Raw genomic sequence first — 11,243 nt, 5'->3', positions numbered from 1 at the left:
CTACGCTAGATTCTAACAAAGAAACAATAAAACTCAATATAAATGATAATAATTATTATTTGTATTTTCATTATTTAATTCAACTTACACATTCACGAACATAATGATCAAATAAAATTTGACTAAATAAACAATAAAAAAGCCCTATTCAGGGCTTTTATAATGCAATAAATTTCAAGTTTTATTACTTGAAGTACGCACCTTCTGACTGAGAGTGATCAGTTTGGTCAACCACACGCTTTAATTCTGGAACATGCTGTTGTAATGTCGTTTCAACACCTTGTTTAAGGGTAACATCAATTGCTGAGCAACCTTGGCAACCACCACCAAATTTTAATACAGCAGTAAGCCCATGCTCAGGATCATCTTTTACTTCAACTAAACTACAATTACCGCCATGACCTTCTAAACCTGGATTGATCTCAGATTGTAAAATATAGGTAATTCGTTCTTCAATTGATGCATCTGGGCCAACACGCGGCACTTTCGAATTTGGTGCACGGAAAGTTAATTGACCACCAAAACGATCTTTGTTGTAGTCAATGACAGCATCTAATAAATATGGAATGGATGGTGCATCAACATAAGCAGGAAAATCAGGATATTCCTGTTTGTAGTCTGTTGGTACCACTTCATCAGGTGCGCTATATGCCATACAACATTCTGCACGCGGTGTACCTGGATGCTCTACAAAAACACGAACGCCAATCCCTGGAGTATTTTGCTTTGATAATAAATCACTTAAATACTCTTGCGCAGATGGAGTAATCAAAAGGTTTGGGATTTCTTCTGCAATGGCAGTGTTGGTGTTCTCAGTCGACATAACAATATTCCTCAAGCTGATGTCGTTATCTTAACCGAAGATGGAGTGTAATAAAAAAAAATCAACCATTTTTGTAGGAATTCTATGCAAGATCATTGTTTATTAAGTTTTTGATGGCATTATTGCTAAGACACTGATCAATTTTAAAACATTTATGTTACATCTACCCTTTAGTCATACTGTGACACTGATCATCATTACAGTTGCGATTTCCTTGTTAGCCTTCTCAAATCAAACGGTGATGAATCGTTTAATTTTTTGGCCACCTGCACTGCAACGTGGACAGTATGACCGCTTTATCACACATGGTTTTGTTCATGCTGATGGTACTCATTTACTCTTTAACATGATCACGCTGTTCTTCTTTGGCAATATTATAGAAAGCTTTTATCGTCAGTTTTTTTATGACACAGGCTTTGTCTTATTTTATTTAGGTGGATTAATTGCAGCAATTTTACCAAGTTATTTAAAACATCGACATGATATTCATTGGGCAAGTTTAGGTGCGTCTGGTGCTGTTTCTGCAGTATTGTTTGCTTATATTCTGTTTCAACCATGGAAGCTCATTTTCGTTTTCTTTATTCCCGTTCCTGCGATTATTTTTGCCATTTTATATGTCGCTTATAGTATTTGGTCTGGCAAAAGAGGCAACACAAATATCAACCATAGTGCTCACTTATGGGGAGCAGCGTATGGTGTTGTCATGACAATTTTATTAGAACCTAAAGTGCTGCCGCACTTTTTAAATCAACTCACTCAAATACCATTTTAATTTTTATCATACATGCCCCTTTTTTGGGGCTTTTCTTTTTTTAAGATTAATAATCAAATTTTAATTATTTTTATCATAAAAATCATCGCTCTAAACTCGCCATAATTCTTCTATAAAATTAAGTCGATTCTAATGTCTCGTAACAGTCTCCTTAGCACACTTTCTATTGCATTATTTAGCTTGTCAATTTCAGCTTGCAGCAATGATTCTGATAATTCAAATACTGTGGTTGAAACCAAGAAGCAACCCAATATTTTGTTTATTATGGCTGATGACTTAGGCTATTCCGATTTAGGCGCTTTTGGTGGGGAAATTCATACACCAAATATTGATGAACTAACCCGAGCAGGTCGTATTTTAACGGATTATCATACTGCCCCGACCTGCTCACCAACACGCTCGCAATTGATTTCGGGGACTGACCATCATCTAGCGGGAATTGGTGCAATGGCTGAACTCACACCTAAGCATCTAAAAGGTCAAGCTGGTTATGAGGGCTATTTGAATGAGCGTTCTCTCTCTATTGCAGAAGTATTGAAAGACAATGGCTACCGAACCTATATCAGTGGTAAATGGCACTTGGGTTTAACCGATGCAACCAATGCACATGCCAAAGGTTTTGATCATTCATTTACCCTATTACAAGGCTTAGACCTACATTTTAAACAATCACCGAATGCCTATAAGCGTAATGCAACTTATACAGAAGACGGCAAACAAGTTCCGATTTCATCCTTACCTGATGATTTCTTCTCTACCAAATACTTCACCGACAAACTGATCAGCTATCTAGAATCAGGTAAAAACTCAGGCAAGCCGTTCTTTGCCTATGCTGCTTACACCGCACCACATTGGCCTTTGCAAGCACCCGCTGAATATCGTGACCGTTATCGTGGGGTTTATGATGCAGGCTATGATGTAATCCGCGATGCACGCATAGCCCGTCAAAAACAACTCGGATTAATTCCAGCAAACTTTAAAGCAGCTGAACCAATCGCCACACAAAATGTACCGCAAAAATATGGCAAGTGGAATGAGCTTTCAACTGAGCAAAAAGCTTTAGAAGCGCGCAGAATGGAAATCTATGCAGGCATGGTCGAAAATTTGGATGCCAATATTGGTCGTGTGATTCAATATCTGAAACGTAATAATCTATATGACAATACCTTAATCTTCTTCGTTTCGGATAATGGTGCAGAAGGCTTTATTCGTGGCAATTATGGAGCGGAATCAGGTTTTGATAACAGTACCAGTAATGTCGGTGCAGCGAACTCTTATCACTATGTTGGACCACGTTGGGCAGAAGTCAGCGCTGCACCATTTCATTTATGGAAAGATACAGCGGGCGAAGGTGCAACTACCGCACCTGCAATTGTAAAACTACCCTATCAAAGTAAAGCTCAAGCCACTCATCATGGTTTTGCCTCAGTCTTGGATGTGTTCCCAACCGTGCTCGACTACGCAAATATTGCCGTCCCACAAGGTCAATACAAAGGCCGTCAAATCAATACGCCAAGCGGTTATTCATGGAAACCTGTACTCGACAATAAAGCCCAAGCCATTCGCCCAGTGAACTTTAATTTCGCAGATGAACTACATGGTAGTAAATATGCTCGTCAAGGCGACTGGAAAATTGCATTACAAGGCAAATCAGAACTAGGAACTGGGTCTTGGGAATTGTATAACCTCAAAAATGATCGAGGTGAAACGCAAAACCTTGCTCAGGATAATCCAGCCAAGTTACAAGAATTGGTGAATGTGTATAACCAATACACCCAACAAAATGGTGTTAAGGAATATTTCCTTAAATGAAGTGGATTATCTTTTTAGTTTCACTTAGCAGCCTGTCCCTTGTGACAGGCTGTAGTAAAGTTACGCCTGATAGCCGTCATCCACATACCCAAACCACGACACAGACACAGACACAGACACAAACACAGACACAGACACAGACACAGACACAGACACAGACACAACTTGGCACATTACAACAATGCCAACAATATTCAGGCTTACCCAATGCATGGCAAAACAGTAAAACCTCTGGGATGGTGTGGGTTCCTAAAGGTTCGTTTCAACTGGGTTCAAATCTTGCCTATCCTGATGAATTGAATTTTGGCAAACCACAACGTCAAGTAGATGGTTTTTGGATCGACCAAACTGAAGTGACGGTTGCCCAATTTTCTAGTTTTGTGAAAGCTACAAACTACATCACCGATGCAGAAAAACAAAAACAGGCTGCGGTATTTTCACCGAATGTGAACACTCAAAACCAATGGTGGCAACTCAAAGCAGATTACACATGGAAAAATCCTAATGGTGCAGCAGGTCAAGCCCCTCTTCCTTCTGAACCTGTTCGCTATGTCACTAAAAATGATGCTGAGCACTATGCTGTTTGGTTAGGTCGGGATTTACCTACTGAGCAAGAATGGGAATATGCAGCCAAAGCAGGTTCGAAAAGCGATACTCCTTTACACCAAGCGCCACAAGATACACATCAACATCCACAAGCCAATTATTGGCAAGGTGAGTTTCCTTTCCAGAATAGCGTTGAGGACCATTTTCAAAGTGTGGCGCCTGTCGGCTGTTATCCTTCTAATGCTTTTAAGTTATTCGATATGATTGGCAATGTCTGGGAATGGACCTCTTCTGCTTATCACGGCGCACATGATCAACACATGGGTAATTATGCGGAACTGCGTCAAAAAAATAGTACCGCAACGCAATATGTACTTAAAGGCGGTTCTTTTTTATGTGCCTCCAACTTTTGCGCCCGCTATCGAAACAGTAGTCGTTATCCACAAGAGTTTGATTTGGCAGCAACCCATGTGGGATTTAGAACTATTTTACGTACAGTCGAATGATTCAAATCTCTATTCAAAACATGCGTCATTACGCTAGTCGAAAAGTTTGGATCAATTTAAAGTAAATAAGAAAGCAATAAAAATAGGATGTAATGATGAAAATAATACTACTTTGCTTCAGCACTTTAATCACATTTAGCTTATCTGCCTATGCAGTGCATACTCCTCATGGCAGCGTGGATTGTTGACCCAGACAATCACCATGATCGTCATGGTGATTTTTGTCCTCCAGGACAGGCTAAAAAAGGACGTTGTTAAATTCAATCTCGCCTAGGCTTTGATAAGGCTTAGGCATTTTTATCAAACCGTAAAGTTTATTCAATTTTTTCTTTCAATTTTTTCTTTCAATTTTTTCTTTCAATTTTTTCTTTCAATTTTTTCTTTCAAATGATTCATCTCATCAAATTGTATAAATAAAACTAGAATATATTTCAGTTACTGATTTCATTTAATTAAAACCCATATAAACTAAATGGAAATGTATTCTATTTATTTTAATGAGATTTTTGAATGGATCTAAGCCAACAAAGCACTGTCATGGAAATCTTAAATAAGGTGCAGCATGCTGATGATTGGATTATTTTATTAGAACAACTGAATCAACATTTTAATCTACAAGCCTCTCAACTACTCGCAGTTGATCTTGAAGTACAAGCGCTATCTTTTAGTGTTCATCATGGCGTTGATTTTGATGAACATCAACTTGAACAAGCCGCACTAAAACAAATTCGTTTAGATATAGATGATGATCCTCGCTTAAACAAAATGTTAGTGGCTCCAATGCAAGGTTGGATGCATTGTTTTCAACATTTCACAGAAGATGAAATTCTTCAAACTCAAGTCTATCAACAAGTATTAAAACCTCTAAATTTACGTTTTTGTTCAGCAATACAAATTCTTTATGATCATAAAGTTTGTATCATACTTTCATTTTTGACTAGCCCCGAACGAGGTGCTTTGAGTTGTTCTGAATTACAGCCGATTTATGAATTATTACCGGTACTACAGCAGAAAATTCAACAATATCGACATCATTTTGAATACTCGACAATGACCTTACTCGGGTCACAATTAATTCAAAAAATGAATCAGCCAATTGCGATTATTAATTTGAATGGAGATATTCTTGAATTAAATACAGAAGCAAAACAGCTATTGGAAAATAGTAAACTGATCCAAATCAAACAACGTCGTTTTGTATTTAATGATAGTAGCCAACAACAATTTGAGTTAAACCTGATTGAGCTAGAACGCCAACATAAGCGCCATCATGACTTAAGCTACGCTGAACGTAGCAAAATTATGATGGTTGATGATCATTTATTCTTAACACTGGATTTATTAAGTCCAGAAAAAACTCACAAGATTTTTGGTCTACGTCCAGTTTTACTCGCCACATTTTCTGGTTTAAAACATAAACCTAAATATCAACGAGAAATATGTACTCAGCTTTTTATGTTCACACCTGTAGAACACAAAATATGTGAGCAATTACTTGAGGGTAAAACCACCAAAGAAATTGCTCTCTCACACGATATTCAGGCTGATACTGTCAAAAAACATCTACAAGCGATTTTCAAGAAAACCAAAACGCATCGGCAAAGTGAGTTAATTCAATTATTGATGCAGTTTTTATAAGCATGTAAAGATCAAAGTTTTTAAGCAATCTCCGCTGGGAAGCTAATCACTTGATCAATTTTCATCTTATTCATCACAACCATCAGTAAACGATCAATTCCAAGTGCAATTCCTGAACACTCTGGCATGTCTGGTAACGCTGCTAACAAATGTTGATCCGTTGGAATAATGGGTAATCCTTGTTGAGCACGCTCGATATTATCGGCATCAAAACGTTCAGCTAAAACTTTGGCATCTAAAAGCTCATCATAGGCATTGGCCAGCTCTAAACCCTCAATGTATATCTCGAAGCGTGCTGCGACTAATTCACCATCCTCATCTGTTTTTACCTTAGCCAAAGATGCCATTTCAGGCGGGAAATCGGTTAAAAATACAGGTGCATCAAAGCCTAAACTTGGTTCAACAAAATGTGAAAACAATAAATCCATATAACCCAAACGATCATTTCCTAAATCAAGATTGAGTCCTACACGATTCGCAGTTTCTTTAAGTTGTTTTAAAGTCGCTTGTAAAGGATTAATATCTAAACGATCTTGAAAAGCATGCTTATAACTCAAAATATACGGACGAACTTCACCAAAACGATGTGCCAAACACACTTCTAGTAAATCCGCTGTTTCATGCATTAAACCTCTTAAATCTAAACCTGGTCGATACCATTCCAGCATGGTAAATTCGCTATTATGCTTACGCCCATGCTCATCATCACGGAATACTTTACAGATTTGATAAATTGCTCCGCTACCACTGGCCAATAAACGTTTCATTGGAAATTCAGGTGAAGTCTGTAAGTATTGAGTATTTAATTTGCCATGAATATGACGTTGTACTTGTACAGATGCCAAATGAACATCGGTTACAGCTGCTTGAGACAAAACAGGCGTTTCAACCTCTAATACCTTACGATCCGCAAAAAACTGACGAATCTTTTGATACATCTCTGCACGTGCTTTTAATGCCTCAATAGAACAAGTCGGTTGATAGGATTTCATATCTTGGCTCATGCTTTTGGTCCACCGTGTGCCGCCCATTCACGGCGTAAAGGATAGTTTTTACGAAGTAAATCAAATGCTTTTTGTTCAACTTTAGCATTTTGAACACAAGCTCTTAATTGTTTATCATCTTCAGCAATATCGTAAATCTGAGTGAGATGTTGTTTAAGCGCAGCTTTTAAATCCTGCTGCCCGAAATATTGTTCTACTTGAGGCAATTGACTCTCAAAACGCTTTGAGGCTTCATAAGAAAATTTATCGCAAAATGCCTCATAAATCATCTGCGTTCCTCTCGCTTTGCCTTCAAGGCTATACCCTGCAATATGTGGGGTTGCTAAAGCCAACATATTTAATAAAATTTCAGGAATTTCTGGTTCAAACTCGAAGACATCCAAGACAACTTTACGATTGTTTTTTTTAATATCGCTCATCAATGCAGATTGTTGAATCACGGGCCCACGCGCACTATTAATCAAAATTGCGGATGCTTTCATTGCAGCAAACGTAGCATCATTAAACAAGTGTTGAGTTGGATAATCACCAGCTAAAGTTAAAGGCACATGAATTGAAATCGCATCTGCCCGTTTTAACACCTCATGAAATGAAACATTTTCAATATGACTTAATTGCACATAAGGGTCATAGCCAATCACATTCCAACCCAACAATTGAGCCATCACTGCGAGTCGACTCCCTACATTGCCTAAGCCAACAATTGCTAATGTAAAAGCTTTCTCTTGTTCTAATAAGTCGATATTCAAATGCAATAAAGCAGTAATCACATATTCAGCAACGGCTTGCGCATTGCAGCCCGCAGCATTACTCCATGCAATATGCTGCTGTTCCAAAGCTTGAATATCTAGATGGTCTGTGCCAATTGTCGCACTACCCACAAATTGAATCTTGGTCTGATCAATTAAGGCATGATTCACTTTGGTCACAGACCGAACCAAAAGTGCATCTGCATCCTGTACATCTACATGCGTGAGTGTACGCCCTGCTTTATGCTGTATTTCTGCAAATTCCGCAAAGAAATAATCGGTAAATGCCAAATTTTCATCTGCGATAATTTTCATGCAATACTTTCCATCGATTTGTATGTGCTTATTATCCTTAGCGCAAAGGAAATTGACAAATCAAATCTGAATGTTGCGGTTAAAATGGCCATAAACACTACATTTTTAATGCAATCATGCGACTTATTGCCAATCCTCTGTCTTATTTTTAATTTTATAATAGTAGTGTTTTCTTCATAAGCAGTTTTATTATGACGCCTTACTCTCCCTACAAAGGCAAAAGTGGTATCAAACGTATTTTTAATGCAACAGGCTATTCCCTTGCAGGGTTTAAAGCAGCGTTTAGTCATGAAGCTGCATTTAGACAAGTCCTTTTACTTAATTTGATTTTGATCCCAATCAGTTTTTTTGTTGATGTATCAGCCCTAGAACAAGCACTCATGGTGGCTGTTTGTTTGCTTGCAATTATTGTTGAACTATTTAATTCAGCAATTGAAGCTGTAGTTGATCGTATTTCTTTAGAAAAACACCAACTTTCTAAAAATGCAAAAGACATGGGCAGTGCTGCGCAATTTGTTTCTCTTGCGATTATATTTTTTACATGGATGATTATTTTATTTCGATAAGTCATTATAAATAAAAAAAATCCCTGCATTAGCAGGGATTTTTTTAATCTAGGAAGAAGATGTAATTACATCATGCCGGTTAACGATGTAACCTTCACTAAATACAAATTACATTACAACCTATCCAATTGATTTAAAAATATTTTTATTCTAACTTTACATAACAATGTGATACATGCAATTACCAATTTTTGTGAGTAAGATTGTGAGTAAGCACTTTCAAAAATACCGTTACTCACAACATATGCTAAACGATCTTAAAATCAAAAGCTTAAAACCACGTGAAGAATTATACCGCGTGGCTGATCATTCAGGACTCTGTATAGAAATCCGCCCATCTGGTAGCAAATTTTGGCGTTTTCGCTACCGATTTTTTACAAAAGCAAAAATGCTCACAATCGGTCAATATCCCGAAATTACTTTAGCATACGCTCGCTTGAAAACAATGGAATATCGAGAACAACTCGCTAAAGGAGTTGACCCAATAAGCCACCAGAAAAAAGAACGCCTTGAAGCAATCAAAGCAAATAATGGTACATTCCGTTTAGTCGCCAACGAATTTATGAATTCTCGAAAAACTCAACAATCAAAGGAATGGGAACAACGCCGAACTAGTTATTTTGAGAGAGATGTTTATCCTCTAATTGGTAACAAACCTATCCATGAGATTGACTCGATTGATATTAAAAATGTTCTTGATAGTACTATGGCAAGAATCAAAAAATCAGGAAGAGGTACAGGGGAAGTTAAGGGAATTTTTGTCAGGCAAATAATAGGTGAAGTCATGGAATATTCAATTATCACAAAACGTATTTCTATTGACCCTACCTACGTCCTTAGAGGTTACATTAAGCAGCCAGAAGTAACACATGCCAGACCATTGACTGATTCTGAAAAAAGAGAACTTATGTCTAAGCTCAATACATACGGTGGCTCTACTAGTACAAGAAATGCTATCAAAGTGGCAACATATACATGGCTTAGAAGCATTGAAATACGTCGAGGCAAAAAGGAATATATTAATTTTGAAGATAGGACGTGGACTATTCCAGCAGTATCACAGGCTGATATTTTGGCTGGAAAGCGTAATATGAAAAAGAACAGAATGCATGTTGTTCCTTTATCAAATCAAGCCATACAAATCATTAAAGAGCAATTTGCTCTTTACCCCAATAGCGAATATATTTTTGCAGGTGAAGATGGAGAAATGATGGGCAAAACTACATTAAATACTGCCCTTCATAATATGAAATTAGAATTCACCATGCATGCCCTAAGGGCAACAGCATCGACAATTGCAAATGAGAATGGTTTTAACAAGGATTGGGTTGAAATACAGCTTGCCCACGTTTCGGATAATAAAACACGGGCGACATACAATCATGCTCAATGGTTAAATGATCGTAAAACTATGATGCAATGGTGGGCTGATCATGTAGATAGTTGGGGCTTTGTTTCATAAACAACTGACGCACCTACATGTATCACTTACAGCTATATTTATAGTTTTGAAACACAAATCTAACGAGATTTAAAAACATGAATAATAAATTTAAGGGCGATCTTGATTTTTATGAATTAGAAGATATAAGTCATCGCCTTGAAGTAATTGAGCTCATACTTAGAGAGGATGAAATCCCCTTCTCAATGAAATCGACTTATGGGGCTGGAAATTCTGAAATGTGGTTATTTGAAGGCACAGCTAAAAGGAATGGTGATAATTATATCGCTGAAAATATTATCGGTAAAAAATTTAAAGGCTCAACTGGTGATGATGATGGAGATGACATCATTTTTACTAAAGTGATATATGATCATGAGTTTTTCGAGCTAGAAATTGAAGGCTCGATTCTTTGTAAAGCACAAAAGTTTAACTTTGAAGGCATCTTAGAAAGCGTTGAAAATCGTATAGAAAATAAGCATACACCTGATACACTACTTCAAGATACAAAAAAATTTCAAAATCCCAAAAAACGCAGCCAGAATAATCGTAGGAAAGGATTATTTTTTATTAAATCTGAAATTGAAGATTTGCCGATTAATTTTAAATCTTATATTCAAGCTAATAGAACTTTTATCTCAGAAATAGAGGAATATGAAAAAATTTTAAAAGGTTTAGATTTTTCTAAAAATCTTTTTGAATGGGCAAATGAGTGTAGATCTCACATTAGTCAATTTGAATGCGATATTCAGCGAGTTATTGATAATGATTATCATATAGAAACATTCTATGATGAAAAAAATTTTATGGCTCAATGCCTAGAAGAAATTTTAGATCGTGCTCCTAATGATATTTCTTTCAGAATAGATAATTTGACTGAAGAGCAACAAAATCAAATAGCAGCAGTAGATGCTTATTTTTATAGCGTATATGAAAAGCTTAAAAAGAAAGGATACTCAGTTTATGAGACTTGGATTGATGCAGTGTAAATTTATTGGTTAATCTCTTAAATACGACAACCACTGACGTACTTTTCTGTGGTTTTGTGGATTTTATTCTTGTTTTCAAACA

The 11,243-nt window shown here is 36.9% G+C and carries 10 protein-coding genes and 1 pseudogene; 8 read left to right on the top strand and 3 right to left on the bottom strand.

Features of this window, described 5'->3' with window-relative positions; genetic code table 11:
* Positions 1 to 184: 184 nt before the first annotated feature.
* The gene (gene nfuA, locus O1449_RS04100; protein WP_004663326.1) at positions 185 to 823 is read right to left on the bottom strand and encodes a Fe-S biogenesis protein NfuA; all 639 of its coding nucleotides are present in this window, start codon (positions 821 to 823) and stop codon (positions 185 to 187) included.
* A gap of 154 nt (positions 824 to 977) precedes the next feature.
* Between nfuA and O1449_RS04095 the strand changes: the two genes are divergently transcribed.
* The 5 genes and pseudogenes from O1449_RS04095 to O1449_RS04075 all read left to right on the top strand — a co-directional run bounded on the left by O1449_RS04095 (position 978) and on the right by O1449_RS04075 (position 6,097).
* A complete protein-coding gene (locus O1449_RS04095; protein ID WP_269239236.1) occupies positions 978 to 1,595 on the top strand; it encodes a rhomboid family intramembrane serine protease in 618 nt (205 codons plus the stop codon).
* Positions 1,596 to 1,727: 132 nt separating this feature from the next.
* Positions 1,728 to 3,407, top strand: a complete 1,680-nt coding sequence (locus tag O1449_RS04090) for an arylsulfatase (RefSeq protein WP_269239235.1) — start codon at positions 1,728 to 1,730, stop codon at positions 3,405 to 3,407.
* Positions 3,404 to 4,459 (top strand): formylglycine-generating enzyme family protein, encoded by a 1,056-nt coding sequence (locus O1449_RS04085; RefSeq protein ID WP_269239234.1) that lies wholly within the window; start codon positions 3,404 to 3,406, stop codon positions 4,457 to 4,459. The genes O1449_RS04090 and O1449_RS04085 overlap by 4 nt, the downstream gene beginning before the upstream one ends.
* Positions 4,460 to 4,554: 95 nt before the next feature.
* Positions 4,555 to 4,717 (top strand): annotated as a pseudogene (locus tag O1449_RS04080) (hypothetical protein).
* 252 nt (positions 4,718 to 4,969) lie between these two features.
* Positions 4,970 to 6,097, top strand: coding sequence for a helix-turn-helix transcriptional regulator (locus O1449_RS04075; RefSeq protein ID WP_269239233.1), 1,128 nt, complete (start codon positions 4,970 to 4,972; stop codon positions 6,095 to 6,097).
* Between the two features lie 20 nt (positions 6,098 to 6,117).
* Here O1449_RS04075 and epmA read toward each other — a convergent pair whose 3' ends face one another.
* Positions 6,118 to 7,101 (bottom strand): EF-P lysine aminoacylase EpmA, encoded by a 984-nt coding sequence (epmA, locus tag O1449_RS04070; protein ID WP_269239232.1) that lies wholly within the window; start codon positions 7,099 to 7,101, stop codon positions 6,118 to 6,120.
* Positions 7,098 to 8,165 carry a 4-phosphoerythronate dehydrogenase gene (locus O1449_RS04065; RefSeq protein ID WP_269239231.1) on the bottom strand — a complete coding sequence of 356 codons (1,068 nt, stop codon included), beginning with the start codon at positions 8,163 to 8,165 and terminating at the stop codon, positions 7,098 to 7,100. The genes epmA and O1449_RS04065 overlap by 4 nt, the downstream gene beginning before the upstream one ends.
* Positions 8,166 to 8,356: 191 nt before the next feature.
* Here O1449_RS04065 and O1449_RS04060 point away from each other — a divergent pair, with 191 nt between their 5' ends.
* From O1449_RS04060 to O1449_RS04050, 3 genes are all read left to right on the top strand, one after another.
* Complete coding sequence (locus O1449_RS04060; RefSeq protein ID WP_269239230.1) at positions 8,357 to 8,731, top strand: diacylglycerol kinase; 375 nt, start codon at positions 8,357 to 8,359, stop codon at positions 8,729 to 8,731.
* Between the two features lie 244 nt (positions 8,732 to 8,975).
* Positions 8,976 to 10,193 carry a tyrosine-type recombinase/integrase gene (locus O1449_RS04055; protein WP_269239667.1) on the top strand — a complete coding sequence of 406 codons (1,218 nt, stop codon included), beginning with the start codon at positions 8,976 to 8,978 and terminating at the stop codon, positions 10,191 to 10,193.
* A gap of 77 nt (positions 10,194 to 10,270) precedes the next feature.
* Positions 10,271 to 11,161 (top strand): hypothetical protein, encoded by an 891-nt coding sequence (locus tag O1449_RS04050; RefSeq protein WP_269239229.1) that lies wholly within the window; start codon positions 10,271 to 10,273, stop codon positions 11,159 to 11,161.
* Positions 11,162 to 11,243 lie beyond the last annotated feature (82 nt).

It is taken from the genome of Acinetobacter sp. TR3 (genome assembly GCF_027105055.1).
GTDB lineage: Bacteria > Pseudomonadota > Gammaproteobacteria > Pseudomonadales > Moraxellaceae > Acinetobacter.
This window is presented reverse-complemented; position numbering and strand designations above follow the sequence as displayed.

What these genes read in the sequence shown, in the direction of transcription:
- O1449_RS04065 (WP_269239231.1), bottom strand. Translation starts at nt 8,165, where the DNA reads ATGAAAATTATCGCAGATGAAAATTTGGCATTTACCGATTATTTCTTT.
- nfuA (WP_004663326.1), bottom strand. Translation starts at nt 823, where the DNA reads ATGTCGACTGAGAACACCAACACTGCCATTGCAGAAGAAATCCCAAAC.
- O1449_RS04085 (WP_269239234.1), top strand. Translation starts at nt 3,404, where the DNA reads ATGAAGTGGATTATCTTTTTAGTTTCACTTAGCAGCCTGTCCCTTGTG.
- O1449_RS04090 (WP_269239235.1), top strand. Translation starts at nt 1,728, where the DNA reads ATGTCTCGTAACAGTCTCCTTAGCACACTTTCTATTGCATTATTTAGC.
- O1449_RS04095 (WP_269239236.1), top strand. Translation starts at nt 978, where the DNA reads ATGTTACATCTACCCTTTAGTCATACTGTGACACTGATCATCATTACA.
- epmA (WP_269239232.1), bottom strand. Translation starts at nt 7,101, where the DNA reads ATGAGCCAAGATATGAAATCCTATCAACCGACTTGTTCTATTGAGGCA.
- O1449_RS04055 (WP_269239667.1), top strand. Translation starts at nt 8,976, where the DNA reads ATGCTAAACGATCTTAAAATCAAAAGCTTAAAACCACGTGAAGAATTA.
- O1449_RS04060 (WP_269239230.1), top strand. Translation starts at nt 8,357, where the DNA reads ATGACGCCTTACTCTCCCTACAAAGGCAAAAGTGGTATCAAACGTATT.
- O1449_RS04075 (WP_269239233.1), top strand. Translation starts at nt 4,970, where the DNA reads ATGGATCTAAGCCAACAAAGCACTGTCATGGAAATCTTAAATAAGGTG.
- O1449_RS04050 (WP_269239229.1), top strand. Translation starts at nt 10,271, where the DNA reads ATGAATAATAAATTTAAGGGCGATCTTGATTTTTATGAATTAGAAGAT.